Genomic DNA, 26,354 nt, shown 5'->3' on the forward strand with positions numbered 1-26,354 from the left:
GCTATCGAGCCATGCGACACCGCCGGAGCGGCGAACGTTTGCCGCCCCGGCGGGCCACAGGGAGCTACGGATCCTCGCGGTCGTTTTCTCCGTCAGGCTCATCCCAGAACCCGAAGCCTTCCTTCCGTACGACTTCGAGCGGGACCGTGTGGGTTTCGTCGCCGATCGTGATCGCCACGGTGTAGGTGCCCGGATCGGCCAGGCCGCCCCCGCCACCACCGCCGGCGAAGAAGCGACGGAAGGTCGACATGCCGCCCCGCTCCCGGACCGCCTCGCCCACCTGCTGGAAGACTTCGCGCATCGCTGCCGGATCGGCGCCGCTCTGGGCGGCCGCGGCGGCGGCCATCGCCGCGGTGCGGCCTCCTCCCCGGCCTCCGCCCTGCCCCGCCCGGCCGGGCGGCGGATAGCGCTCGGCCGGACGCTCCTGCCAGCCGGCGGCGCCGCCGCCACCGCCCCCGCCGCCGGTGAACATGCGGATGATCGCGCCCTGGTTGCCGCCCTGCATCATTTCGAGCACCTGGTCGATCGTCTCCCGCGCGACCCCTTCGTGCTCGACCAGCGAGTCGCCCACCGCCTCGTAGAGTCGGGCGGTGCGCAGGCTGTCCAGCCGGTCCGCGGGCGACGGCTCCCGCGGCGCGCTCCGCCGGTTGAAGGTCCACCGCACGCGCTGCACGCCGGCCGAGGCCGAACCGTTCAGCGTCTGCACGGTGTCGCCCGCCGCGTTCAGGATCGCGATCGAGGCCTGGGGACGGTTACCGCCTCGCGCAGCCACCATGCCCGCCATGCCCCCGGGCATCGCAAAGGCGGGGGCCGCCGCGCCCGCAGCCTCCTCTTCGGCCTCTTCCTCCTCGGCTTCCTTCCTCCTCGGCCTCCTCTTCGGCCTCTTCCTCGGCCGCCGCGGCGAGCGCCTCCGCGACGTCCTCCGGGACGTAGTAGGAGATCTGCGCCCCGTAGTCGCCCGCGTCTGCCTGGAAGTTGCTCTGCGCGACGAACTCGCCGCCCACCGGCGGATCCCCGAACTGGATCGCCGTCTTCGGCTGGAACACCGTCACCGCCTCCGGCAGGCGCCCGCCGTCGAGCTGCTGCAGGAGCGAGATGTCCGCCACGAAAATGGAGCGCCCGTGCGTGCCCGCGATGATCTCGCTCTCGCGCGGGTGGATCTTCAGGTCGTGGACCGGCACCGTGGGCAAGCCATTCATGAAGCGCGACCACGACCCGCCCCGGTCCGTGGACACGTAGGCCCCGACGTCCGTCCCCACGAAGAGGAGATCCGGGTTCACGGGGTCTTCCCGGACCACGTGCACGAAGTCCGGTTTGCCGGTCGGGAGGTTCGACGAGATCGAGCGGAAGGTCTCCCCGGCGTCGTCCGTCACGTAGACGTACGGTGTGTAGTCGTCGCGCCGGTGGTTGTCGAACGTCACGTAGAAGCGGTTCGGATCGTGGCTCGAGGGCTCGATCCGGCTCACGTACGTCCCCTCCGGGACACCGTCGAAGCGATCCGTGAGTTCGATCCACTCCGCACCCTCGGGCGTCCGCCACACGCGGCCGTCGTCCGTCCCCGCGTAGAGTTCGCCCTCGTTGAGCTTCGATTCGGCGAGCGAGACGATCGTGGCGAAGTTCTCCGCCCCCGTGACGTCCGGCGTGATGCCGCCCGTCGTGTTGTAGGCGATCTCGATCTTCTCCGGGTCCGCGTAGGTGAGGTCGTCCGAGATCGGCGTCATCTCATCCGTGTCGTACGTCCACTTCAGGACCCGGTTCGCCCCGATGTACAGCGTCTGCGGATCGTGCGGCGACAGTTCGAGCGGCGTGTTCCAGTTGAACCGCATTTCGTAGAGTGCGGAATCCTGCGCGACGAGGGCCTGCAGTTCCTCGATCTGCGCCACGTTGCCGGCCGGCGGATTGTCGGGGTCGTCGCCCGTCAGGATCGCGATCGAGTCGCGCAGCGTCTGCGTGCGCTCGCGCCAGTCCGGATGCTGCAGCTGGTGGCGCTCGCCGGTGCGCGTGTTCCGCCAGTAGATCCGCCCCTGCTGCGATTCCCCGAACACGATGTCCGGGTTCGTCGGATCCTGCGGCGCGTAGAAGCCGTCGCCGCCCCCGATCGAATACCACATGTGATTGTCGATGGACCCGCCCGCGCGGGCGCTCGGCCCGCACCACGTATAGTTGTCCTGCAGTCCGCCGCACACCCGGTAGGGCGTATCCATGTTGTAGCTGACCGCATAGAACTGTCCCATCGGGATACGGTTGGGGAACTCGAAGTTGCCGCCCCGGTCCCACGTGATCGCGATCCCGCCGTCGTTGCCCAGTATGAAGTGGTCCGGATTGGTGGGATCCCACCACAGTGCGTGATAGTCGACGTGCACGCCCTGGGCCGGGTTCCCGACCGTGCGCCCTCCGTCCCGGGAAAAGAAGAGGGAGGACCAGTAGATGAAGTCCGGGTCGTCCGGCGACACCCAGACGCCGGAATAGTAGAAGGGCCGGGAGTTGTTCGAGTTCATGAACTCCCACGTCTCGCCGCCGTCGGCGGAGCGGTACAGACCGGAGGCGTGACGGTCCCGTCCTCATCCGCCTCCTCCGGAGCCTCCGCCTCGACCATCGCGTACATGACCTGCGGATAGCTCGGCGCGATCGCGATCTCGAGCCGCCCCAGCATGGTCTCGGGGAGGCCGTTGCCCTCCACCTTCTCCCACGTGTCGCCGGCGTCCGTGGACTTCCAGATCGCGCTCCCGGGGCCGCCGCTGTTGAAGAAGTACGGGCCGCGCACACGCTCCCAACTCGTCGCCCACAGGATGTCGGGATTCTGCGGGTGCATGTCGACATCGACGAAGCCCGCCTTGTCGGACACGAAGTTGATGCGCTCCCACGTGTCGCCGCCGTCCTTCGTGCGGTAGAGCCCGCGCTCCTCGTTGTCCCCCCAGGGGTGCCCGAGCGCGGCCACATACACCCAGTCCGCCTTCGTCGGGTGGACGACGACGCGACCGATGGCCTGCGTGTCCTCAAGCCCCTTCAGCTCCCACGTGAGCCCGCCGTCGACGGACTTGTAGATGCCGCCCCCGGGGGAGATCGAGTTGCGCGAGTCTTCCTCGCCGGTCCCGGCCCACACGATGTCCGGGTTGCTCGGCGCGATCGCCATGTCGCCCATCGAGACGACCCGCTCGTTGTCGAAGACGGGCCGGTAGGTCGTCCCGTTGTTCGTCGTCTTCCAGATCCCGCTCGACGCGCCCGCGATGAAGAAGGTCCCCGTGCCGGGAATCCCTTCGATGTCCGTGACGCGTCCGGCCATGTTCGCCGGGCCGATGGAACGCCATTCCATCTCGGCCATGAACTCTTCATCGGCCACGGCCTCCTGGGCGGCCGCCTGGGCCGGGAGGAGGGTTGTCGCGAAGAGGACGGGGAGAAACGCACGCTTCAGCATGATTCGCGGCTCCTGACTGTGGTGGTGCTCGTAGGCGCAGTAGTGCCTTGTCGGCGCAAGTGAATAGACACCCGCGCGCGCTCCGGCGTTTGAGAAACGCGTCGACGCCCGCGCTTCAACGCCCGCTCCCCGGCGTCGAACTTCCGGGCGGAGGGTCGTCCTCCTTCAGCGCGCGGAGGCGCCGGATCAGCCGGTCGCGCCACGCGCAGAGCTCCCGGGTGGCGGAGCCTCCGTACATCCCCGCCGTCTCGGCGTGGATCCCGTCGATCACGCGGTCGGAGAACTCGGGGTCTGCCTCGAGCTCCCGCCACATCTCGCGGTACGCCTCGCCGTAGCGCCGGTAGTACTCACCGGCGCCGCCGTCCGCGTTCGTGTGGCCGGTGCCGAACGGCCCGAGCAGCGCCCAGCGCAGCCCCAGGCCGTCGCGGACTACCGTGTCGATCGCTTCCGCGGAGGCCGCGCCCGATCCGTACAGGAAGACGGCCTCCCGGATGAGGGCGGCCTGAAGCCGGTTGAGGAGGAAGCCGGACAGGTAGCGGTTCATCTGCACGGGAGACTGGCCCACGCTCTCCAGGAAGGCGAGCGCGGCGGTCAGCACGTCCGGGTGCGTGGCCTCTCCGGGAAGGACCTCCACCATGGGGATGACGTGGGGCGGATTCACGGGGTGGGCGACGATGCACCGCTCGGCGCCCGCCAGACCCGCCGCGATCCGCGACATGTCGTGGGCCGAAGTCGAACTTGCCAGAATCGTGCCGGGATCCGCCGCGGCATCCAGGTCGGCGAAGATCCGCTGCTTGACCGCGAGCGTCTCCGGCCCGCTTTCCTGCACCCAGCCGGCGCCCGACAGCGCCCCCTCCAGCGTGTCGCAGCGGCGAACCGCCCGCCCCTCTTCGGCTGCGGTCCCGGCATCGATGAACCCGAGAGCCTCGTCCTCGTTCGCGGAGTTCCGCGCCCAATCGAGTGCGCGCGCCAACTGCTCCGAGTCGGGGTCGAAGACGCGCGTCTCGCACCCGGCCCGGGCGAACACGCGGATCCAGCTTCGGCCGATGACCCCGGCCCCGACGACGGCGACGGTTCGAATCGTGGGCTGGGTCACGGGCCTGACACCATCGGGAAAACGCCGGGAACACGAGGGCGAAGGGTCATGCCGGAGGAGGGACTCGAACCCTCAAGGGATTGCTCCCACCGGATTTTGAGTCCGGCGCGTCTGCCAGTTCCGCCACTCCGGCTCGCGAGCGCGGCCCTCAGATCTACAACAGCGGGCCGCGCGCGGCTATTGCATCTCGTCGAGCGCCTGGTACACCAGCGTGCGCAGCTTCGCGTGGTCGTCCACGCCGCCCGTCGGGATGAGCTGCGTGAAGTAGACGACGACGAGATCCTCGGCGGGATCCACCCAGTACGTCGAGTGGTACGCGCCGCCCCACCCGTACTCACCCTCCGAGCCGGGGGTTCCGCGCGCGCCGAGATCGGCCAGCACGCTGAACCCGAGGCCGAAGCCGACTCCGCCGTCCCAGTTGAACCGGTCTCCGACGTGGTTGACCGTCATGAGGTCGACGCTCTTGCTCGACAGGACGCGCGCACCGTCGAGTTCGCCCCCGTTCAGCATCATCTGGAGGAAGCGGGCGTAGTCGTGCGCGGTGGAGAGGAGCCCGGCGCCGCCGGAGAAGCTCGTGCGCGGGCCGTCGACGTACGCGCCCTGGCCGACCATGCCGCCCGGATCGGGCGCCGGCGCGAGTTCGCCCTCCGAGGCCGAATACACGACGCTGAGCCGGTCGCGCTTCTCCTCCGGCAGGTAGAAGTGCGTGTCCGCCATGCCCAGCGGCTCGAAGATCCGCGTGCGGAGGAAGCCGTCCAGCGGCTCGCCCGACACCTCTTCGACGAGGGCGCCGAGGATGTCCGTCGCGTAGCCGTACACGAAGCGCTCGCCCGGCTGCGCGTCCATGGGGAGGGCGGCCATGCGCCGCACCGTCTCCCGGACCGGCTCGTCGCGGTGCGCGAAGTACCAGCCCTGGATGTCCGCCTCGCCCACAGCTCCGCCGCGGGGCCGCCCCCGTAGCCGATCCCGGCCGTGTGCGTGAGCAGATCCCGGATCGTGATCGGCCGGTTCGCGGGGACGATGTCGTATCCGCCCGCTCCATCGGACACGGCGACCGTCGTCTCCATGTACTCGGGCAGATAGCGGCCCAGCGGATCGGAGATGAGAAGTTCTCCCTCCTCCTGCAGGATCATCACGCCGACGCTCACGATCGCCTTCGTCTGCGAGGCGATGCGGAAGATGTCGTCCGTCTCCATGGGGTCGCCCGCCGCGACGTCCCGGTGGCCGACCGCCTCGAGGTAGGAGACCTCACCTTCGTGCGCGACGAGCGCGACGGCGCCGGCCAGCTCCCCCTCCTCCACGTAGGACTCCAGGGCGCCGCTGAGCCGCTCGAGGCGACCCGCGTCCGACTCGGCCGCCGTGGACCCCGGGGCCCGGGCAACGGCGAGCGCCCCTCCGACCACGAGGACCGGGAGCACGCCCCACAGGAGGCGCCTGGGCATTCTGTTCATCGTTCGTCCTCCGTTTCCGCCTGTCGTGCTTCCGTCGGTCATGGTCCCCCGTCAATCGAGCGCGGGGTGCCGCGTGTGCCAGTCCGTCGCCGCCTGGAAGGCGTGCGCCACGCTGAGGATCTTGTCGTCGGCGAACAGATCGCCGATGAGGGTCGTCGTCAGCGGCTGCTCCGCCTCCTCGCCCTCGGGCCCGAGCGGGCCGAAGCCGTACTGGACGACGGCCGCCGGGTGCCCCGTCTCGTTCGTGAGCCCCACCTCTCCCGATCCGGTGGCGAACATGTCGAAGCCCTCCATCGCCTCGGCCATGCGCTTCATCACGATGAGGCGGCGGCGCTGGGCGTGCACGTAGTCCATCGCCAGACCCTCGCGCCCGCGGCGGAAGCGCGTGAAGTCGCGCTCCTCCACCTCGCTGAGCCCCTCCGGCACCGGGGGCAGCTCCCCGCCCGGGGCGACGTGGAAGTCGAAGGCCGACGACGACTCCGCGCCCAGCGAACTCGCCGCCTGGTCGGGCAGTTCGCGCATGAGCCGCGGCCGTGCCCCGAGCTCCTCCAGCTTCTCGACGAAGGAGTGCGGCGCGTCCTCCGTGTACCCGATCGAAAGCGCGCCGAGGTCCGGATTCCGCTCGAAACGGAACGGCATCGTGATGGAGGCGGGGTCCTTCTCGTCCGCGCCGTGGATCTCGTTGAACACGAGCGCGCAGTCCTCGATCGTGCGGCACATGGGACCCGTCTTGTCCATGCTCCAGGAGAGCACCATGCCCCCGTAGCGGCTCACGCGGCCGAAGGTGGGGCGAAGGGCGCTCAGCCCGTTGCGGCGGCTCGGGGAGACGATCGACCCGCGCGTCTCGGTCCCGATCGAGAACGCGACGCAGCCCGCCGCCGTCGCCGACCCCGGCCCGGCGGAAGACCCGCTCGATCCCCAGGCCAGGTTCCACGGATTCAGCGTCCGGCCGCGGTACCAACGGTCGCCCCGCGCGAACTCCCCCGTCGCGAGCTTCGCGATGAGCACGGCGCCCGCCGCGTTCAGTCGGCGCACGACCTCCGCATCCTCCTCGATCATCTGGGTCTGGAAGGCCGCCGAGCCCCACGTCGTCCGCGCCCCGACGGTCGAGAAAAGGTCCTTCAGGCCGTAGGGGATCCCGTGCAGGGGGCCGCGCCATTCGCCCGCGCGGATCTCGGCTTCCGCCTGCTCCGCCTCTTCCCTGCCCCGGTCCTCGAGGATCGTCACCGCGCACAGCAGCACGGGGTCGTACCGCTTCATGCGCTCCATGTAGATGTCGAACAGCTCCGTCGGCGAGACCCGGCGCTCCTTCACGAGGGCCGACAGCCGGTGCACGGGGAGGAACGCGATCTCCTCCTCGGTGGACGGCACGGGCCCCTCCCAGGGTTCGACATCGATCGGGGTCTTCTCGAACGGGTTCATCCCCGCCCGCCAGTACTTCTCCAGCAGCGCACCCGTCCCGCCCGGATACGCCTGGAACTGAAGGGCCGGCGGCTCCCCGTTCCCGAGCGGGATGACCTCCTCCTGCACCGGCTCGCGCAGCCCCTCGAACTCCGGAGCATCGGGAGCGGGAGGCATCGCCTCCGGAGTGGCCACGAGCGAGCGCGGATCCAGCGCCCCCGCCGCCGTCGCCGCAGCCGCCGCCTTCAGAAACCCCCGCCGGCGAATCCCGCTCTTCGCCACGTCCACACCTGTTCTCTCGAGGTCTTCAGACACGCTCCCCTCCTGTAGCCGAGTAACGCCAGAGGGTCACACTGCGGCGAGATGCCGGAGCCGACAAGCCGCCCCTGCGAGTTTTCCGAAGGCGGGACGGCCGCAGGCTGGCGAACGAAGTCCGAGGACAGGGAGATGGAGGCCGTGGACAGGGAGGCGGGGGCGGTGGAGTGAGGCCGGGGCGCGCGCGACCACTTCGGTACTACCGACTTCATCCCAACGTCGTCCCTGCCACAGGAGGGTGATCCGCCGCCCCGGCTTCAGTTCTCCCGTCAGACCCGACCCCGCGGAGCGCCAAAAGGTCCCGCGCGTCCGGAACACTGAGACGCCCCGAGTCCGAGAAGCGTTGCTTTGCTGCTAGCCCGGCAGGTTGAAGAAGGCGAGGCCGAGCACGACGTAGACGGCGAGGAGGAGGACGCCCTCCATCCAGTGCGTCTTGCCGTCATCGGCGATCTGTCCCACGACGAGGACGGAGACCGCGACCGCCACCACTTCGAGCGGGGTAAAGACGAGGTCGATCGGCTGCGGCCCGATCGCGTAGGAGAGGAAGACGAGGAGCGGGGCGATGAAGAGGGCGATCTGCAGGGACGATCCCACCGCGATCTGAACCGACAGGTCCATCTTGTTCCGCAGGGCGACGAGCACGGCGGTCGAATGTTCCGCCGCGTTGCCGACGAGGGCGACGACGATCACGCCCACGAAAATCTCGGTCATCCCCAGGGCGTGGGCCGCCTCTTCCGCTCCGCCGACGAGGATCTCGCTCATCCAGCCCACGAGCGCCGCCGCCCCGACGAGGACGGCGAACGACTTGCCCTTCGACCACGCGGGCGCCGCGTGCGCCGCGTCGGCGGCGTGCCCCGTCCCCTGGTAGAGCTCCGCGTGCGTCCGCAGCGCGAAGACGAGTGAGAGGACGTAGCAGACGACGAGGACGACGGAGATCTCGAGGCTCAACCACCCGGACCCCGATCCCGCCCCCGCGGCCGCCCCCGTCGCCGCGGTCCCCATCTCCGCCCCGTCCCGGAGATAGTACAGCAGCGACGGGATGACGAGTCCGACGGCGCTCAGCAGGAGGAGCGTGGCTCCCAGCTTGGCCGCGGTGCGGTTGAAGGTCTGCGTCCGGAACTTCAGCCCCCCGAGCAGCGCGCTGAGTCCGAAGATGAGAAGGATGTTCCCGATGATCGACCCCGTGAGCGACGCCTTGACCAGGTCGTGCAGGCCCGCTCTGAGGGCGAAGATCGCGATGATGAGTTCCGCGGCGTTCCCGAACGTCGCGTTCAGCAGTCCTCCGAGCCCGGCCCCGACGTGCTCGGCCAGCATCTCGGTGGACTTCCCCATGATCCCGGCGAGGGGAACGATCGCGACGGCGGAGGTAAGAAAGAGCGTGGTGGCCGACGCGTGGACGACGTACTCGAGAACGAGGGTGATGGGAACGAAGACGAGAAGGAGCAGGAGAACCTGGTCCGCTTTCAGCCTGAGAGCCAACCCGTTCCCCTCCTGTGTTCGCGGGAGATGCGAAGGGAGTTTCGAAGAAAAAGGCGCCGTCCGGATTCGAACCGGAGTAGGGGGCTTTGCAGGCCCCTGCCTAACCACTCGGCCACGGCGCCGGAGTCCGCACAGCCTAATGGAGCGGCCATACGGATGCCACCGCCGGAAGGTTCTCCATCGCGCCCCGGGCTGCTATACTCGCGCGATGCTTCCGTCGACCCGACGCGCCCTCCCGATCCTTCTCGCCCTCGTCTCCACGGCCATGGCTCCCATCCAGCTGGCCGGGCAGTTCACGGACGCGCGATTGCCGAGGAAGGGCAAGCTGTGGCTCACCGTGGCGCCGACCCTGCTGAACTGGTCCGAACAGTTCGCCCTCGACTCGAACGCGGGGATCGCCGACGGGCAGCGCGAACCGCTTGCCGGGCACTTCGACGGCCCACTCGCCCGCCGCATGTTCCCTCCTCCCTTCGCTCTCATCCAGGAGCTGAACGACGATGCGGAGGCGCTCGGCTTCGAACCCGTGACCGAGGACGACTTCTCGTTCGGCGGGCTCGACTTCTCCGCGATGCGGGCGCAGGTCCGCCGCCTCGGGCTCGGCGTCGAGGTGGGGGTCCTCGACTGGGTCAGCGTGGGCGCCCGGGCCCCGTTCACGCTCACGGACATGACGGTGGGCTTCGCGTTCGATTCCACCGCGACCGTGACCGGAAACGGCCTGGCCCTCGAGTCCGGCGCGCCCTTCGCCAGGGACGCGCGGTCGGCGCTTGACGACCTGGGTGCGCTGATCGATGGCGGTTCCCTGACGGGGACGGCGCTCGAAGAAGCGATCGCGCTCCGGAGTGCGACGCGGGACTTCGTCAACGCTCTGGGACGGCGGGCCGACGACGGAGCCCTGATCCCCACCGCTTCCAGTGCGGCGGGGACCCAGATGGCACGACGCTTTGCGGATTTCGCGACGGCGTTCGACGCGCTCGGCCTGACGCTGCCGGAGCTTGCCCTGCCCGAGTTCGCGACGGAGGATGACTTCGACGCGTTGTTCCTGAGCCAGGGCCTCGCCGACCGGCTGCCGAGGGACACGAGGAACGAGCTTGATCTGGGCGAGGTCGAGGTCTTCGTGCGCATGAACCTCATCGACGGCATCACGCGCCGCAGGCCGATCCCGGGGCCGGCCGCGGCCGCGGCGGCGGGGTCCGATCCCGGACCGGACCCGGAGCGCGGCATCCGGCTGCGAACGAGCGTGGGCGCACTCGCCCGGCTCCCGATCCGAAACCGCAACCTCACGATCTTCGGAGACCCGTCGAATTCGGCGGACATACCGATCGGGGACGGCCAGACCGACATCGAACTGGCGTTGTACCAGGACATCGCCTTCGGGAGCCTCTTCATGATCCGCGCTTCCGCCCGCTACGGGATCCAGCAGCCGGACGAGGGCGTGATCCGCTTCACCCCTCCGGATCGCCCCTACGGCCAGGAGGACCTGGTGGCGCTGATGCGGCGGGACCTGGGAGACTATCTCGCGGTCGTGGTCCGCCCTTCGCTGCGTTTCAACGCGGCCCTCAGCGTGGGACTCGAGTACGACTACTTCCGGCTTCCCGAGCCCACCTATCAGTTCGTGGGGCCCATCGAGGGACTGGACCCGAACACGGTGGCGGCGGAGGGAGCGCAGACCCGCCACCGGCTGGGCGTCGAGTTCCTCATCGATATCTCCGAGGCCGGGGGCGTCGAGGAACTGCAGGCGGGGGCCAGGCCGGTGCGCGGCGCCTACCAGTTCGGCATCTCGCTGCGGCGGGCCATCTCGGGCTCCGGGGGGCGAACGCCGGCCTCCTTCCGCTACGCGGCCGAACTCCGCTTCCCGATCACGCTCTTCTAGTTCGGCGCCGCAACTCGCGCTACAGACGGCCGGCGAGCAACTCCTCGGCGTGGGCGCGCGAGGCGCGGCTGGCGGGGTCGCCTCCCAGCATGCGAGCGACTTCGTGGACGCGTTCTCCCCCGGTGAGCACCCGGACCGATGTCCGCACGCCTTCGGCTTCCGTGACCTTGCCGACCGAATAGTGGGCGTCGGCGCGCGCCGCGATCTGCGCGAGATGCGTGACGACGAGCACCTGGTGCGTGGCGGAAAGCCGCACGAGCCGGGCCGCGACACGGTGCGCCACCTCTCCCCCGATCCCGGCATCGATCTCGTCGAATACGAGCACCGGCAGATCGTCCACCTCGATGAGGGCGGTCTCGAGCGCGAGCATGAGGCGGCTCATCTCTCCCCCCGAGGCCACGCGCCGCAGCGGCGCCGGGGGGAAACCCGGATTCAGGGAGACGAGAAACTCCACCCGTTCGGCGCCGGTGGCCCTGATCTCGCCGTATGCGTCGAGCGCGATCTCGAAACGGCCGCCCCGGAGACCGAGTTCCGGTAGCGCCGCCGTGACGGCCTCGCAGAGCGCGCGGGCCGACTGGCGGCGCCGCTCGGAAAGTTCGGACGCCAGCTCGGCCAGTTCGGCGGACGCCGCCTGCCGCGCCGCTTCGAGGCGCTCGATCTCGTCATCCGCCCCCTGCACGGTCTCCAATTCGCGCCGCGCCTCCTCGCCCGCGCGGATCACGTCTTCCACGGTGCCGCCGTACTTGCGCTTGAGGCGGTAGAGGAGATCCTGCCGGACGCGGATCTCGTCGAGCCGCCGGGGGTCGTGCTCGATCGAGTCGCGGTAGGGAGCGAGGCTCCGCCCGAGTTCCTCCACGTTGCGGAGCGCGGCCTCGAGCAGGTCGCGGAAGGGACTCGCATCGCGGTCGATCGAGACCAGGGCCTCGAGGCGGGCCGCGAACTCGCCCAGCCGGTCGACGATCGACCCCTCGGCCTCGTACAGCCCGTGGTGGAGCGAGCCCGAGAGTTCGACCAGCTCTTCGGAATGCGAGAGGCGGCGGGCCTCCGACTCGAGCGCCTCATCTTCGTTCGGTTCGAGTCCGGCTCCGGCGATCTCGTCCCGCTTGAAGCGCAGGTAGTCCGCCCGTTCGCGTCCCTCGCGCGCGGCGCGGCGCGTATCCTCCAGGCGCGCCTCGATGGCGCCCAACGCTTCGTATGCCGCCGCCGTCCGGGCGCCCAGCCCCTCGTGTCGACCGTGGGCGTCCAGGATCCGCCGCTGCCACGCGCGGTCCAGGAGCCGCTGGTGATCGTGCTGTCCGTGGAGGTCGAGGAGCCGGCCACCGAACTCGCGCAGCCTTCCCGCCGTGGCCGGCGAGCCGTTCACCCATGCCCGGTGCCGGCCCTCGCGGCGCAACTCGCGACACAGGATGAGCCAGCCATCTTCGTGATCGACGCCGGCGTCCTCGCACAGCGTCCGCACTCCGTCGACGTCCTCGATCTCGAAGCGGCCCTCGATGCGGGCGGCCCCGGCGCCCGCCCGGATCATGTCCTGCGACGGCCGGCCTCCGACGAGGAGCGCGAGCGCTTCGACGAGGAGGGACTTCCCCGCTCCCGTCTCGCCGCTGAGCACGCTGAGGCCCGGTCCGAACTCGAGGGTGGCCTCCTCGACGACGGCGAAGTTCCGGACCCGAAGCTCCCTCAGCACTCCGGCTTTCCCTCATTCCCCCCGGACGGGGGCGTCGGGTGTTCGCGGACATCCCCCCACCGCAGCTTCCGCCTCAGGACGGTGAAGAACGAATGGCGGGGCAGCCGGACCAGACCCACGGCGTGCCTCGAGCGGGCGACCTCCACGCGATCTCCCACCGAGAGACGGCAACCGGGCTGTCCGTCGACGGTCAGTTGCAGGTCGTGGTCCCCCGAGAGGAGTTCGACCGAGATCCTCGTGTCTCCCGAAAACACGACCGGGCGCACGGCAAGCGTGTGCGGCGAAATCGGCGTCGCGACGATGCCCTCCATCGTCGGCGACACGATGGGGCCCCCCGCGGAAAGGCTGTAGGCCGTCGAGCCCGTGGCCGTGGCGAGGATGATGCCATCCGCGCTGTAGTGCCCCACTTCGTCGTCGTCAGCCAACACACGCAGCCCGATCAGGCGGGCGAAGCCACTCTTGTGAATGACGGCGTCGTTGATCGCGTAGAAGCTCCGCCCGTCCGGCCCGCTGGATCCGTTCGGAACCACCCGGACGCGGAGGGCGAGCCGCTTCTCGAGCTCATAGTCCCCGCCCGCCACCATCGACATCGCTGCCTCGAGTTCATCCTCCGAAACCATGGTGAGAAACCCGAGCCGGCCCAGGTTGCAGCCCAGCACCGGGATCCCGCGGGGCGCCGCCAGACGCGCGGCCCGCAGCAACGTCCCATCTCCGCCGAGGGCCAGGACGAGGGCGACATCCCCTTCGATCTCCTCCGGCGCGGCGGAGTCACGTCCCGCCGTCGGCGCGAGCGATGGTTCGAAGACGAGAGAGACCCCGAGTTCGTCCGCCTTCCGCTCGACGCGCCGAAGGAGCGGCTCCAGTCCCGGGTGGTCGGCGATGCCGATGATGAAGAACTTCACGGGTGACTCAACGGTCGCGGTCGAGGACGAGACGTCCGATTTCGCGCAGCCGGTCCGCGCCCGGAAGCGGGGAAATCTCGCCCAGCGCCTCGCGGCCGAACTCCTCCGCTCGGGCTCTCGCTCCCTCCAGACCGAGGACCGACGGCGTCGTCGCCTTTCCCAGGGCTTCGTCCCGCCCGCCGACCTTCCCCATCCGGGTCGAGGATCCCGTCACATCGAGGATATCGTCGACCGTCTGGAACGCGAGCCCGATGGCGATTCCGAAGCGGGTCAGCCGACCGACCGTCTCGTCGGAGGCGCGGGCCGCGACGCCGCCCATGGTGCAGCAGGCCGCGATGAGGCGAGCGGTCTTGCCGAGATGGATGCGCTCGAGCGTCTCGAAGCCGACGTGCTTCTTTTCGGCGAGGAGATCGAGGAGCTGGCCCCCGACCATGCCGTCGCCGCCGGCCGCCGCGGTGAGGACCCCGATGAGCCGGCCCGCCACGGGGTCCGGCAGCTTCAGGCCCGCCGCTCCCTCGGCCACGGCGCGGATCGCGAGCGGAAGCAGCGCCGCGCCCGTCATGACCGCGGCGCGCTCCCCGTACCGGACATGCACCGTCGGCCGCCCCCGGCGAAGGTCGTCGTCGTCCATGCACGGGAGGTCATCGTGGATCAGGGAATACGTGTGGACGAGTTCGGGCCCCAGAGCCACGCGGTGGAGCGCACCCGCGCCGTTTCCGGCGCCCTGCCCGGCGGCGGCGCCCGCGGCCTCCCACGCCCCGACGAAGAGAAGCGGCCGGATCCTCTTCCCCTTCGCGAGCACGGCATACCGGATGGGGTCCGCGATCGGGCCCGCCCCCCGCAGCGTTTCGGACAGCCAGCCCTCCAGCTCATCATCGATGGCCGCACGCAGTTCGTGCAGCGCGACGGTCACGGTTCGTCCTCCGTCCGGTCCTCCGACCCCCCGCCCGGCGCTTCCGCACCCTCCAGCGGCATCGCTTCCAGCCCTCCCGTGGAGGAGGCGATGAGCTCCTCGACGCGGCCGCTCGCCGTGTCGAGCCAGCGTCGCGCCTCGCCGAGGCGCTCGATCCCCTGCTCGAAGAGGGCGATCGCCTCGTCCAGGCCGATGCCCTCGCGGTCGAGGCGTGCGACGATCCGTTCCAGTTCCCGGATCGCGGTCTCGAATTCGAACTCCTTCGAAGACTCGCTCATGCGTCCGGCTCCCCGGCGTGCGGCTCCGCCGCGTCGCGTTCCACGGCATCCGCCGTCGCCGCGACCTGGCCCCCGGCCACGCGCAGGCGGAAACGCTGGCTCGGCGCGAAGTCGTCGATCCGCGTGAGGCGGCGTCCCTCGACGTCCGTGGCGACGGCGTAGCCGCGGGCCACCGTCGCGAGCGGGCTCCGCGCGTCGAGCGACGCGGCCAGTTCGGCGAGCCGCGCACGCGAGCGTGCGAGCACGCGCTCCATCCCCGCCGGGAGGCGGGCCGCCATCGTATCGAGCCGCAGCTTCGCCACATCGCGCGCGTGTCCCGCGGAGGCCGGGAGGCGCTGCGCGAGCGCTTCCACGCGATCGCTCCCCCGCACGATGAGCCGGCGCAACCCGCGGGCCAGCCCCCTTCCCGCCGTATCGAGCGAGGCGCGGACGTGCCGGATGTCCGGCACGGCGAGTTCCGCGGCCGCGGATGGCGTCGGCGCCCGGAGGTCGGCCACCAACTCGCACAGGGTCACGTCGACCTCGTGCCCGACGGCGCAGATCACCGGAACCGGACTCGTCGCGACCGCTCGAACCGCCGTCTCCTCGTTGAAGCACCACAGGTCCTCCATGGACCCGCCGCCCCGGCTCAGGATGATCGCGTCGAGCGTCCGGTTCGGATCGCTCGCGCCCCAATCCGCGAGACGCTGAAGGGCGGCCCGCACCTCGGCGGCGGCGCCCTCGCCCTGCACGCGGCAGTGACGCACGACGATCTCGACCCAGGGGGCCCGCCGGCGGAGCACCGTGATGATGTCCTGGAGCGCCGCGCCCTTGCGCGACGTGACGACGCCCACGCGGCGAGGGAACTCGGGCAGCGCCCGCTTGCGCTCCGGGTCCAGCAGGCCCTCCGCCGCGAGCTTCCGGCGGAGCCGCTCGAAGGCGATCCGCCACAACCCTTCGCCCGCCGTCTCGAGGGCGCGCACGCGCAACTGGAACCGGCCCTGCCGCGCGTAGAGGGTCGGACGGCCGTGGACGAAGACCTCCATGCCGTCTTCCGGATCCATCGGCAGGCGCCATGCATCCCCCCGGAAGAAGACGCACGCGACGCTCGCGTCCCGCTCCTGATCCCGGAGGGAGAAGTAGCGGTGCCCGGCGGAGGAGCGGGTCCAGTTCGTCACTTCGCCGCGCACCCAGAGGTCGCCGAACCGCTTCTCCAGCGTGCCGCGCGCCGCCTCGTTCAGGTCCGACACGGTGATCGCGCCCTCCGGCGAGCGGCCATCGCGGACTTCCGCCGCGCCGAACAGCGAGGCCTGACGCGTCACGTTCAACCCGACGCGGCCACCGTGCCCGCCGCGGCGAGGCTTGCCGTCCGCTCCGCCGACCGCACGGTGTTCCGGAGGAGCATGGCGATCGTCATCGGCCCCACGCCGCCGGGAACCGGAGTGATCCAGCTCGCGCGCTCCGCCGCCTCGTCGAACGCCACATCGCCGACGAGCCGATAGCCTCGCTCCGTAGTCGGGTCCTCGACCCGGTTCACGCCCACGTCGATCACGACGGCGCCTTCCCGCACCATGTCGCCGCGGACGATGCCGGGGACGCCGACGGCGACGATGAGGATCTCCCCCTGGCGCGTCACGGCGCCGAGGTCGGCGGTCCGGCTGTGGGCCACGGTCACCGTGGCGTTCGCCCCGGGCTCCTTCTGCAGCATGATCTGGGACATCGGCATGCCGACGATGTTCGAGCGGCCGACGATGACGACGTGGGCGCCCGAGGTCTCCACGCCCGTCCTCCGGATGAGTTCCTGCACGCCGGCGGGGGTGGCGGGACGGAAGGCCGTCGCGTCCCCCTGGGACATCCGGCCCTGGTTCACGGGATGAAATCCGTCGACATCCTTGGCGGGATCGATCCTCTCCGTCACCTCGCGCTCATCGAGGTGTCGAGGCAGGGGGAGCTGCACGAGAATCCCGTGGATGGCGGGATCCGCGTTCAGCTCGTCGACGATGCCAAGGAGTTCCGCGCGCCCGATGTCGGCGGACCGCTTAATGTCGCGGGCCTGGATGCCGGCCTCTTCGCAGGCCCGTGTCTTCATCCGCACGTAGACCTGCGAGGCGGGATCCTCGCCGACGAGGACGACGCCGAGGCCGGGCCGGACCCCCCGCTCCGCAAGGCCCCGCGTCCGTTCCGCCACTTCCGCCCGGATCTCGGCCGCGATCCGCTTCCCGTCGATGAGCTGCGCCGTCATCCATTCTCTCCGTGTTGGCGTGGTTGTCAGCCGGGTTCGTTAGCGCGCGAAGTCGACGGTGCGCGACTCGCGCACGACGACGACCTTGATCTGCCCCGGATACTGCAACTCGTTCTCGATGCGGCGGGCCGTCCGCTCCGACAGCCTCGCCATCTCCTCGTCGGAGACCTTGTCCGGAGTCACCATGATCCGGATCTCCCGCCCCGCCTGAATCGCGTAGACCTTCTCGACCCCGTCCCAGGAACTCGCGATCTCCTCCAGTTTCTCCAATCGCTTCACGTAGTGCTCAAACGACTCCCGCCGGGCGCCGGGACGGGCGCCCGAGATCGCGTCCGCCGCCGTGACGAGGAAGGTCTCCGGATACCGGGCGGGCTCCTCGCCGTGGTGCGCGCGGATCGCGTTCAGCACGCCGTCCTTCTCCCCGCACTGCTTGCACAGGTCGTAGCCGATCTCGACGTGGCTCCCCTCCTTCTCGTGCGTGAGCCCCTTGCCGATGTCGTGCAGCAGACCCATTCGCTTCACCAGCTGCGCATCGAGCGACAGCTCCGCCGCCATCGTCGCCCCGATGAGCGCGACCTCGTGTGCGTGCTGCAGCTGGTTCTGCCCGTAGCTGGTCCGAAAGCGGAGGACGCCGAGGACTTCGCGGAGTTTCGGGTGCAGGTCGTGGATGCCGAGTTCGTACAGGACCTCGTCGGCCGCCTGCCGCATCGTCGTCTGGACGTCTTCCCGCGCCTTCTCCACGACTTCCTCGATGCGGCCGGGGTGGATCCGGCCGTCACCGACGAGGCGATCCATCGCCAGCCGCGCAACCTCGCGGCGGACGGGGTCGAAGCAGGAGAGGATGACGGCCTCGGGCGTATCGTCCACGACCACGTCGACGCCGGTGGCCGCCTCGAAGGACCGGATGTTCCGGCCCTCGCGCCCGATGATCCGGCCTTTCATGTCGTCGCTGGGAAGCGTGACGACCGAGACGGCCGCTTCGGAGGAATGATCGACGGAGAGCTTCTCGATCGCCTGGGAGATGATCTTGCGGGCTTCCCGCTCGGCCTCGTTCCGGGCCCGTTCGGTGACCTCCCGCACGTGCTGCGCGGCGTCCGCCCGCGCCTGGTCGCGAATCTGGCCCACCAACTCGCGGCGCGCGGCTTCCCGGCTGATGCCCGCGATCTCCTCGAGGCGCCTTCCGAGTTCCCGCTCGCGGTCGACGAGTTCCTTCGCCCGGGTGTCGAGTTCGCCGCGCTCGGCCTCGATCTGCTCGCGGCGACGATCCACCCGCTCCTGCCGCTGGTCGATCTTCTCGAGCTTCCGCTCCAGCGTCTCGCTCCGCTCGAGCGTCCGCTGCTCCAGCCGCTCCAGCTCGGTGCGCCGGCGCTCCCCTTCCCTGGCCGATTCCTCCCGGAGCCGCTGCGCCTCTTCGCGCCCCGCCAGTTCCGCCGCCTTGCGGAGGCTGCCCGCCTCCATCTTCGCGGACTCGATGATGTCCCGCCCGTCGCTCTCGAGGCGGCCGCGCGCCCGCCGCAGGCCCCGCCGCTCGATCAGGATCCCCGCGACGCCCCCCGCCACGAGACCCGCGATGGCCAACAGCATCGCCGGCACGGTGATGGATTCCAGCATGGCCAGACTCCAATCCTCGAACCATCTATGAACAAAAAAACCGGCGGACTCATCCACCGGTGCATGCCGCTCAGATCGGACGGAACGATGCGCTCCGGCCGATCATCTATCTGAAGCTGGGGCCACGCTCGTGCGAAGCCGCCTTACGGACAGCACAACACCGACTGCTAACTTACGTCAGGAAACGTTGCTCCGGACTCTGCACGCCGCAAGCGGACCGCGGCACTCCGGTGCGGCGGAGGGGGCGCAGGGCCTAGGGCGCGGTGTTGCCCGCGATGGACTCGAGCCGTTCGGTCACTTCCGTGACGCGCGCCTCGACGGCGGCCGTGAGTTGCTCGATCTCGTGGCGGGCCTGGAGGAGTTCATCGGTGATCTCGAGCGCGGCCAGGATCGCGGCGCGATGGGGCTCGGCCACGCCCGTCATGTGCGCACGCTGAATCGCGTCGTCCACGTACTTCGCGCACGCCCGCGTGTACGCCTCCCCACGGTCCGTCCGGATCCGGTATCGATCGCCGAAGATCGTTACGCCGATCGGAGGCGAATCATCCGCTGAAATCATACCTCATCCTCCACATGAGCGAGGCGGTTGCGCAGTCGCACGGCCCTTTCCCTCGCCTCGGCCAGCATCTCGCGCAGGCGACGGTTCTCCGCCGTCACCGCCTTGAACCGCTCCTCGATGTCGGGGGTCGCCGGTCCGGTCGGGCCCGCGACCCCGGGTTCCTTCCGCCGGGTCTCGATCCTGCCCGCCGCCCGAGAGAGGCGGTCGAGGAGTCGCTCGACTTCCCGTTGCCGGTCAGGATCTGCGGATTCTGGCACCGAACCGTTCCTCCAGGGCGTTGGAAAGGGCGGACATCTCCGATTCGACTTCCCGATCCGTGAGCGTACGGTCGGGAGCCCGGAAGCGAAACGTCCATGCCAGGCCGAGGCGGCCGCCCTCGATCTCCTCACCCGAGTAGACGTCGAAGAGGCGTACGTCCCGCAGCAGATCGGAGGTCGCTTCTCTCGCCGCCCGCTCGATGTCCGCGGCGGGCACGCCTCGCGGCACCGTCATCGAGAGGTCCCGGCGTACGGCGGGGAACGGCGACGTCTTGCGGTAGGCGGGCACGGGCCGTCCCTCGACGGAGGCGAGATCGAACTCGAGCGCGAATGCGGGCGCGGCCCACGGAGGCGCGTCGACGGACGCCAGGTCCACGGCTCCCGCGACGCCAACCGTGCGGCCGTCCTTCACGGCCCGGAACCCGCCGCGGGAGAGCCAGGGCCCCGCGAGGGACGCTCCGCTCCCCGCCGCCTCCGCGGCCCCGGCGCCATCGAGCGGCTCCAGCGTCGCCCCGCACAGGCGATCCGCGAACGACCCGGCGATCTCCTTGAGGTCCCACAGGTCGAAGTCGAGTCCCGGCCCCGACCAGTGATCGGGACGCCGGGCTCCGGCGACGACGGCCCCCACTCTTCCGGACTCCTCGAAACGGCCGGTTCCGTCCGCCTCCTCTTCCCGACCCGGGCCGGCCGCGTACCCGAACACGGTCCCGAGTTCGAACAGGCGCACGTTGCGGTTGCCGCGCGCATAGTTGTGTTCCAGCCGCCTGAGCAGCACGGGGACCATGGCGGAGCGAAGACAGCTCTCCTCGGCCGAGAGCGGGTTCGGCACCGAGACGACGGCGCGATTCCCCCGGTAGTCCTCCGGCATGAAGCTGAGGCTGCGCGCTTCGAGGAGTCCGCGTCCGGTCAGCAGCTCCCGCACTCTGGCCGCCTTTTCGACCCGCGGGTCCGCGGGCACCGCGCTGGGCCGGAACCTGCGGTCCTGACCCGTCGCGGCGTCGTATCCGACCCGGCGCGCGACTTCCTCCACGAGATCGATCTCCCGGGCGACGTCGGTGCGCCACCCGGGCACGGAGACGCGCAGCCGGTCGGCCGCACCGCCCGCGCCATCGCCGCCGTCCGCGCCGGGGAGGGCCTCGAAGCCGATCGGCTCGAGCGCCGCGAGGACCGCCGCCCCGTCGAGACCGAAGCCGAGCACCTGGTTCACGCGGCTCACGCGAACGTCGATCGGCGCGGCCGGGACCGGGGCCGGGCCCGCGCGGAGGCCGATGAGGTCCGCCTCGCCTCCGGCCGTCGCGAGGATGAGTTCGACGCAGCGCGCGAGCGCCCGCTCCTGCGCGTGGATGTCGATCCCGCGCTCGAAGCGGTAGGACGCGTCGGTGGAGAGCCCCGCGCCGGTCCGGGTCCGCCGCACGCCGGCCGGATCGAACGACGCGCACTCGATGAGCAGGTCGACCGTGTCCCCGGTCACCTCCGTGTCGAGCCCCCCCATCACACCCGCGAAGGCGATCGCGCGATCGCGGTCCGCGATCACCGTCTGGTCGGGCGAGAGCTTGTGTTCCTGGCCGTCGAGCGTCATCAGCGGCTCGCCCGCCGCGGCCGGCCGCACGCGGATCTCCGCGCCGGACAGCCGCGCGAGATCGAAGGCATGCAGTGGCTGGTTGCACTCGTGGAGGACGTAGTTCGTCGCGTCGACGACGTTGCTGATCGGACGGGCGCCCACCGCGAGAAGCCGGCCCGCAAGCCACGGCGGCGACGGCCCGACCCTGACCCCCCGAATGACGGCGGCCATGTAGCGCGGACACCGGCCGAGATCTTCGATGCGGACCGTGACTCCGGCTCCGCTCACCTCGGATTCGCCGTCCCGCCACTCGGGCGACCACGCCGGTCCCCCGAAGTCGCGCGGCGACGGAGGCCCCCCTACTTCCCGTGCGACCCCCATGTGGCAGGCGAGGTCGACCCGGTTGGGGTTCAGGTCCAGCGTGAGACGCGTATCCGGCAGGCCCAGCGCCGCCGCGAGCGGCGTTCCCGGCTCGAGCCCGTCCGCGAGGCGCATGATGCCCCCCTTGTCGCGGCCCAGCTCGAGTTCGGCCTCCGAGCACAGCATGCCGTGGCTCAACTCGCCGCGGATCTTCCGGCTCTCGATGCGGAAGCCGGCGGGAAGCTCCCCGCCGGGCGCCACATGCGGATAGAACGCCCCGGGGACGACGACCGGAGCCCCGCACACCACATCGAGCACCTCGCCGGCGCCCCGGTCCACCCTGCACAGCGTGAGCCGGTCCGCGTTCGGGTGCGGACGGGTTTCGAGAACGCGAGACACGACGATCCCGTCGAGCCCCGCGCCCACGGTCTCGATCTTCTCCACGGCGGCGGCCGTCATCGTCAGGCGCTCGGCCAGGGCCCGCGGGTCCCGCAACTCCCCGCGAAGTCGGGCCAGTTCGTCGATCCAGTTGAACGAGATGTTCATGTGAACTGCTGCAGAAAGCTCATCTCCCCCTCGTAGAGGAGCCGCATGTCGGGGATCCCGTGCCGCACCATCGCGATGCGGGCCGGTCCCATCCCGAACGCATAGCCCGTGTAGCGCTCCGGGTCGTACCCCACGGCCTTGAAGACCGCGGGATCCACCATCCCGCTTCCCATGATCGTGATCCATCCCGTGCGCTTGCAGGTGGAGCAACCGCCCCCCGCGCACACGGCGCACGACACGTCCACCTCCGCCGAGGGCTCGGTGAAGGGATAGAAGGACGGCCGAAACCGGCTCTTCGTCCCCCGACCGAAGAAATGGTGCACGAAGTGCTCGATCGCGGCGCGGAACTCCACGAAATCCACGCCTTCGTCGACCGCCAGACCCTCGATCTGCTCGAAGGCCGGCGCGTGCGAGGGATCGAAGGAGTCGCGCCGGTACGCGAGCCCCGGCACGACGACGCGCACGGGCGGCCGGAAGGTCTCCATCACGCGCGCCTGGACGGGCGAGGTGTGCGTCCGCAGCACGACGTCCTTGTCCAGATAGAAGGTGTCCATCATGTCCGCGGCGGGGTGATCGAGCGGAATGTTGAGCGCGGTGAAGTTGTACCACGTGGATTCGATCTCGGGGCCGAGCACGCTCGTGAAGCCGAGTTCGGCGAAGATCTCGCAGATCTCGTCGATGACCCGGGTCACGGGGTGCACGCCGCCGACCCAGCGCCCGCGCGCGGGAAGGGTGAGATCGATGCGGGCGCTCGGCCCGCGGGTGGCGCTCTCCAGCGCCTTCGCCCGCGCCTCGAGGGCGCCGCGCAGCACGGTCTTCACGGCGTTCGCGCGCTGTCCGACGTCGCGTCGGGCCCGGGCTTCGACCGTGCCGATCAGGGACATCACGTCGGCCAGCCGGCCGTTACGGCCCAGGTATTCGACTCGGGCGGACTCGAGCGCGGCGGAGTCCGCGGCCTCCCCGATCGCGGCGAGCCCCTCCCCCTCGATGGCGGCGAGCCGATCGAGGAGAGACGCTCCGGCCGGGGTCATGGGCCGTGCGCTTTGGCCACCTCGACGAGCTTGGTAAAGGCGGCCGGATCCCGGATGGCGAGGTCCGCGAGCACCTTGCGGTTGAGGTCGACGCCGGCGCTCTTCAGCCCGCTGACGAACCGGGAATACGAGATGCCGTTCTGCCGGGCCGCGGCGTTGATGCGGGCGATCCACAGTCGGCGAAAGTCGCGCTTCTTTCTGCGCCGGTCGACGTAGGCATAGGCCCAACCGCGCTCGACGGAGTTCTTCGCCGTGCGATAGAGCTTCGACCGCGCCCCGAACTGGCCGCGGGCTTCCTTGAGGATCTTCTTCTTTCGACGGTTGCGTGCAACGCTGCTCGTCGCGCGTGGCATGACCGCACCTCCTGATTCCTGATGCTGAGACTGTCCGGGTACTGTCCGGGGAATAGGGCGAACGGGCGCCCGAACTAGGTTCCCAGGAGTCGCTTCACCCGCTTCTCGTCCGCTTTCGCCACAAGGGTCCCCTGCCGGAGCCGACGCTTACGCTTGGGGCTCTTCTTCGTCAGGATGTGGCTGTGGAAGGCACGCCGGCGCCGGAATTTTCCGCTGCCGGTCTTTCGAAACCGCTTCGCGGCGGACCGGTTCGTCTTCATTTTCGGCATCTTGCGTATGCTCCGGTTCTGCTCCGTCCGCGACGGAGTCGTCGTTCTCTGCTACGTGCGGTGCGGTCCCATCAGCATCGTCATCGTGCGACCCTCGTGGGAGATGTCCGACTCCACCACCGCGATGTCCTCCAACTCGTCCTTCACCATCTCGAGGATCCGTCGCCCCCGCTCCGGGTGCGTGACCTCGCGGCCCCGGAACATGAGGGTGAACTTCACCTTGTCGCCATCCGAGAGGAACCTGCGGGCGTGCCGCATCTTGAAGTCGATGTCGTGGGCCTCGATCTTCGGCCGCAGCTTCACTTCCTTGACGTTGATGATATGCTGCTTCTTCTTCGCTTCCCGCGCCTTCCTCGCCTGCGCGTATTTGTACTTTCCGAAATCCATGAGCCGGCAGACGGGCGGCCGCGCGCCGGGCGCCACCTCCACGAGGTCGAGCCCGCGTTCGGCCGCAAGGGCGCGAGCTTCATCCGTCGCGACGATGCCGAGCTGATTGCCCTCTTCGTCGATGAGCCGGATCGGGCTGATCCGGATCTTGTCGTTGACTCTGGGATCTCCGTTCACTTCACCTCATAAGAAAAGCCCGGTTCGGCGACGACCGACCGGGCACGAAGGCACGCCCCTCCGAGGGGAGTGCTCGATCGACCCGGCAGCAGCACGATTCCGTGCGCCGATAGGGTGGGGGCATCGCGGCCCCGCTTGTCAGTTTTTCAACGCCCGGAAAGTGCCCCCGGGCGGTCCTCCTGTCAACGACCGCCACCGGGAGAACCGGTAGACGTCGGGGAGGGTAATGGAAATCCGGGAGTCGTTCAGCGCGTCCTGAGCACGGTGACCTGCGTCTGCGCCCGTCCGGGGAGGTTCGACCCGGCCGGGTCCATGACCTCGACGACCAGGCCGGGCGTCGCGCCCGAACTCACGAGCGAGAAATAGCGTCCGGTGGAGGAGTTCACCGTGAATTCGGTCGAGCTGTTCGTCGACACGTGCACGTTCACCCTCGAGGGCGTGAGCGGGAAGTTGCGGGTGAACGGACATCGGTCTCCAAGATTGGATTCGCTCAGTTGCCGGTACAGCGCCGGGAGATTCCAGGTCGTCCACTGCGTCCGGGGATCCGCGTCGGCCGACACGCGGTCGTCCGCGATGAGAGACGTGAGGTACAGCGAGAGGAGTTCCTCCCATTCCATCTCCACGCCGGCGACGGTCCGGAGCGTGCGCTCCACGTTGGTGACGCCCTTGAAGTGCGCGGGCCCACCCGAGGTCAGATACCGGAACAGCTCCTCCTCGCGACTCCCGGGCAGCGCTCCCCCGCTCCCGGACGCCCCGAACTGGTCGCCGAGCCAGCGTACGAACCCGTACGCGAAGCCACGGAACGAGAGGGATTCCACGCCGCCGGGATCCTCGCCGGACGCGTCGCCGAGCGCCGGGGCCACCGCCGGCCCGTTGGGATCCGGGGGACAGCCGCCCCTGAGGAAGCGCCCGAGGCGAATCTGGTTCACGACGTGAAAGTGGTTGTAGGCGGTGAGCTGTTCCTCGCTCGTCGTGATCATGTCCAGATCGAGGTTGGATCTTGTCCCGAGCCCCGCGGCCCGGAGGCCGGCGATCTCCTCCGCCAGGTGGGCCATGCCCTCATCGAGCCATGCGACCTCGCGATCGCCGAAGATGTTCCCGCCCCCGAGGGTGACGCGCTGCTGGGTGTTGAGCAGGTGGGCGAATTCGTGCGCGACCGTCGACCGCGCGAGCGCGTTCGCGAAGCTGATGCTGATGTCCGAGCCGTAGTCCTCGTCCGGGTCCGGCCCGACGAGATAGAAGATCTCCCCTTCGTTCGAGGCCTCGCAGCTCGATCTTGTCGTGAGATCGCGCGCAAGGAAGAAGCCGGCGACGACACTCTCCTCTCCCGCGGGCGTGAGCTTGTTCACCTCGGCCGTGATGAGGGCGAAGACGGTCCCGTTGTTGTCGATGTCCGCCGGCTCGCCGAAGTAGGCGACATCCATCGGATACACGACTTCGTCCAGCTGGCGGCCGATCGCCTCGAATTCGGCCTCCGAGAACCGGTCACTGTCCGGCTGACTGTGGAACTGGAGGTCCTCCACGATGGTGAAGTACTCCCCCGCGTACCGGACTTCGCCCGTGACAGTCGTCGGGTTGCGGCAGTTGACGACCAGATTCGCGCCGACGCCGACTCTGAAGGACAGCGTGTCCCCGAGGTCCGGTGGCCGCAGCGCATCGGCGAGCTTCAGCGGATCGAGCCCCGGCGTTCGAGCCCGTATGGGCTGCGCGCCCACCGCGGCGAGTTCTCGCTGCTCCTGCTCCCGCAGGACGCGTTCGCGGGCGAACCAGGACGCCCGGCGGCGAAGGTCGCGGCTCAACTCTCCGCCTCCGGAGGCGAGACGGGGGGGTCGGGACGGGGTCACGTTCCCGGAGGCGCGCTCGGCGCGAACCCGGATGCAACCGTTCACGCTCTGGCCGGGCGCCTGGGAGGCGCTCTGCACGATGACCTCGTAGTCGCGGGGCGCTTCCGAACCCGCAAGCCTGAAGGCGCGCACGTCCGCCGCGTTGTCGAGCGTGACGTGCTGGCCGGGGGTCAGGTCCAGCGTGACGGACACCGACGGCGTGGCCGTCCCGCCGCATCCCGTGGCGAGCGGAGGAGGTGGAGGGGGAGGCGGGGGGTCCGTCGTGCCGCCGCCGCAAGCCGCGAGCGCGAGACCGGAGACGACACCCGACAGGCCGCGGCACAGTCTCAGCATGCGTGTCTCACAGTTCGATCTCCCTGGCACGGTCCATGACG

Annotated in this window: 23 protein-coding genes, 2 tRNA genes and 1 pseudogene; 1 reads left to right on the top strand and 25 read right to left on the bottom strand. The window is 69.9% G+C overall.

Annotation, left to right across the window (positions count from 1 at the left end; translation table 11 throughout):
* Positions 1-64 precede the first annotated feature (64 nt).
* From ACOGI9_RS06205 to ACOGI9_RS06250, 10 genes and pseudogenes are all read right to left on the bottom strand, one after another.
* A complete protein-coding gene (locus tag ACOGI9_RS06205; protein WP_419858998.1) occupies positions 65-796 on the bottom strand; it encodes a hypothetical protein in 732 nt (243 codons plus the stop codon).
* Positions 753-2,498, bottom strand: a complete 1,746-nt coding sequence (locus ACOGI9_RS06210; RefSeq protein WP_419858999.1) for a hypothetical protein — start codon at positions 2,496-2,498, stop codon at positions 753-755. Before ACOGI9_RS06210 ends, ACOGI9_RS06205 begins: the two co-directional genes overlap by 44 nt.
* Positions 2,495-3,415 carry a WD40/YVTN/BNR-like repeat-containing protein gene (locus tag ACOGI9_RS06215; RefSeq protein ID WP_419859000.1) on the bottom strand — a complete coding sequence of 307 codons (921 nt, stop codon included), beginning with the start codon at positions 3,413-3,415 and terminating at the stop codon, positions 2,495-2,497. The genes ACOGI9_RS06210 and ACOGI9_RS06215 overlap by 4 nt, the downstream gene beginning before the upstream one ends.
* Positions 3,416-3,530: 115 nt before the next feature.
* The gene (locus tag ACOGI9_RS06220) at positions 3,531-4,511 is read right to left on the bottom strand and encodes a 3-hydroxyacyl-CoA dehydrogenase NAD-binding domain-containing protein (protein ID WP_419859001.1); all 981 of its coding nucleotides are present in this window, start codon (positions 4,509-4,511) and stop codon (positions 3,531-3,533) included.
* Positions 4,512-4,560: 49 nt separating this feature from the next.
* A tRNA-Leu gene (locus tag ACOGI9_RS06225) sits at positions 4,561-4,644 on the bottom strand.
* A gap of 44 nt (positions 4,645-4,688) precedes the next feature.
* Positions 4,689-5,444, bottom strand: a complete 756-nt coding sequence (locus ACOGI9_RS06230) for a serine hydrolase domain-containing protein (protein WP_419859002.1) — start codon at positions 5,442-5,444, stop codon at positions 4,689-4,691.
* Positions 5,445-5,506: 62 nt separating this feature from the next.
* Positions 5,507-6,004, bottom strand: a pseudogene (locus ACOGI9_RS06235) (serine hydrolase domain-containing protein); the annotation flags it as partial.
* A 9-nt stretch (positions 6,005-6,013) separates the two neighbouring features.
* Positions 6,014-7,678: an amidase gene (locus tag ACOGI9_RS06240; protein ID WP_419859003.1), complete on the bottom strand. Its 1,665-nt coding sequence runs from the start codon at positions 7,676-7,678 to the stop codon at positions 6,014-6,016.
* A 354-nt stretch (positions 7,679-8,032) separates the two neighbouring features.
* Positions 8,033-9,157 carry a calcium/proton exchanger gene (cax, locus tag ACOGI9_RS06245; RefSeq protein WP_419859004.1) on the bottom strand — a complete coding sequence of 375 codons (1,125 nt, stop codon included), beginning with the start codon at positions 9,155-9,157 and terminating at the stop codon, positions 8,033-8,035.
* A gap of 51 nt (positions 9,158-9,208) precedes the next feature.
* Positions 9,209-9,279 (bottom strand) — tRNA-Cys (locus ACOGI9_RS06250).
* 86 nt (positions 9,280-9,365) lie between these two features.
* Here ACOGI9_RS06250 and ACOGI9_RS06255 point away from each other — a divergent pair.
* Positions 9,366-11,027, top strand: a complete 1,662-nt coding sequence (locus ACOGI9_RS06255; protein WP_419859005.1) for a hypothetical protein — start codon at positions 9,366-9,368, stop codon at positions 11,025-11,027.
* Positions 11,028-11,046: 19 nt separating this feature from the next.
* Here the strand turns inward: ACOGI9_RS06255 and recN are convergent, their stop codons facing one another.
* From recN to ACOGI9_RS06330, 15 genes are all read right to left on the bottom strand, one after another.
* Positions 11,047-12,711: a DNA repair protein RecN gene (recN, locus tag ACOGI9_RS06260; protein ID WP_419859006.1), complete on the bottom strand. Its 1,665-nt coding sequence runs from the start codon at positions 12,709-12,711 to the stop codon at positions 11,047-11,049.
* Positions 12,705-13,613 (bottom strand): NAD(+)/NADH kinase, encoded by a 909-nt coding sequence (locus tag ACOGI9_RS06265; RefSeq protein ID WP_419859007.1) that lies wholly within the window; start codon positions 13,611-13,613, stop codon positions 12,705-12,707. The genes recN and ACOGI9_RS06265 overlap by 7 nt, the downstream gene beginning before the upstream one ends.
* Before the next feature lie 7 nt (positions 13,614-13,620).
* Positions 13,621-14,526: a polyprenyl synthetase family protein gene (locus tag ACOGI9_RS06270; RefSeq protein WP_419859008.1), complete on the bottom strand. Its 906-nt coding sequence runs from the start codon at positions 14,524-14,526 to the stop codon at positions 13,621-13,623.
* Positions 14,523-14,804: an exodeoxyribonuclease VII small subunit gene (xseB, locus tag ACOGI9_RS06275; protein WP_419859009.1), complete on the bottom strand. Its 282-nt coding sequence runs from the start codon at positions 14,802-14,804 to the stop codon at positions 14,523-14,525. The genes ACOGI9_RS06270 and xseB overlap by 4 nt, the downstream gene beginning before the upstream one ends.
* On the bottom strand, positions 14,801-16,105 hold the full coding sequence (gene xseA, locus ACOGI9_RS06280) for an exodeoxyribonuclease VII large subunit (RefSeq protein WP_419859247.1): 1,305 nt from the start codon (positions 16,103-16,105) through the stop codon (positions 14,801-14,803). The genes xseB and xseA overlap by 4 nt, the downstream gene beginning before the upstream one ends.
* Positions 16,106-16,107: 2 nt before the next feature.
* Positions 16,108-17,025, bottom strand: a complete 918-nt coding sequence (locus ACOGI9_RS06285; RefSeq protein ID WP_419859010.1) for a bifunctional 5,10-methylenetetrahydrofolate dehydrogenase/5,10-methenyltetrahydrofolate cyclohydrolase — start codon at positions 17,023-17,025, stop codon at positions 16,108-16,110.
* Positions 17,026-17,064: 39 nt separating this feature from the next.
* Complete coding sequence (gene rny / locus ACOGI9_RS06290) at positions 17,065-18,636, bottom strand: ribonuclease Y (protein ID WP_419859011.1); 1,572 nt, start codon at positions 18,634-18,636, stop codon at positions 17,065-17,067.
* Positions 18,637-18,889: 253 nt separating this feature from the next.
* Positions 18,890-19,195 carry a cell division protein ZapA gene (locus ACOGI9_RS06295; RefSeq protein WP_419859012.1) on the bottom strand — a complete coding sequence of 102 codons (306 nt, stop codon included), beginning with the start codon at positions 19,193-19,195 and terminating at the stop codon, positions 18,890-18,892.
* Positions 19,192-19,452, bottom strand: a complete 261-nt coding sequence (locus tag ACOGI9_RS06300) for a hypothetical protein (protein ID WP_419859013.1) — start codon at positions 19,450-19,452, stop codon at positions 19,192-19,194. Before ACOGI9_RS06300 ends, ACOGI9_RS06295 begins: the two co-directional genes overlap by 4 nt.
* Positions 19,430-21,919 carry a phenylalanine--tRNA ligase subunit beta gene (pheT, locus tag ACOGI9_RS06305; RefSeq protein ID WP_419859014.1) on the bottom strand — a complete coding sequence of 830 codons (2,490 nt, stop codon included), beginning with the start codon at positions 21,917-21,919 and terminating at the stop codon, positions 19,430-19,432. The genes ACOGI9_RS06300 and pheT overlap by 23 nt, the downstream gene beginning before the upstream one ends.
* Entirely contained in the window at positions 21,916-22,950 is a 1,035-nt protein-coding gene (gene pheS / locus ACOGI9_RS06310) for a phenylalanine--tRNA ligase subunit alpha (protein WP_419859015.1), read from the bottom strand. The genes pheT and pheS overlap by 4 nt, the downstream gene beginning before the upstream one ends.
* Complete coding sequence (rplT, locus tag ACOGI9_RS06315; RefSeq protein WP_310777469.1) at positions 22,947-23,303, bottom strand: 50S ribosomal protein L20; 357 nt, start codon at positions 23,301-23,303, stop codon at positions 22,947-22,949. The genes pheS and rplT overlap by 4 nt, the downstream gene beginning before the upstream one ends.
* A gap of 74 nt (positions 23,304-23,377) precedes the next feature.
* Positions 23,378-23,572: a 50S ribosomal protein L35 gene (rpmI, locus tag ACOGI9_RS06320; protein ID WP_419859016.1), complete on the bottom strand. Its 195-nt coding sequence runs from the start codon at positions 23,570-23,572 to the stop codon at positions 23,378-23,380.
* Positions 23,573-23,623: 51 nt separating this feature from the next.
* Positions 23,624-24,136 (bottom strand): translation initiation factor IF-3, encoded by a 513-nt coding sequence (gene infC, locus ACOGI9_RS06325; RefSeq protein ID WP_419859017.1) that lies wholly within the window; start codon positions 24,134-24,136, stop codon positions 23,624-23,626.
* 245 nt (positions 24,137-24,381) lie between these two features.
* Positions 24,382-26,313, bottom strand: a complete 1,932-nt coding sequence (locus ACOGI9_RS06330) for a hypothetical protein (RefSeq protein ID WP_419859018.1) — start codon at positions 26,311-26,313, stop codon at positions 24,382-24,384.
* Positions 26,314-26,354 lie beyond the last annotated feature (41 nt).

The organism is Candidatus Palauibacter irciniicola, from assembly GCF_965208695.1.
Taxonomy (GTDB): domain Bacteria; phylum Gemmatimonadota; class Gemmatimonadetes; order Palauibacterales; family Palauibacteraceae; genus Palauibacter; species Palauibacter irciniicola.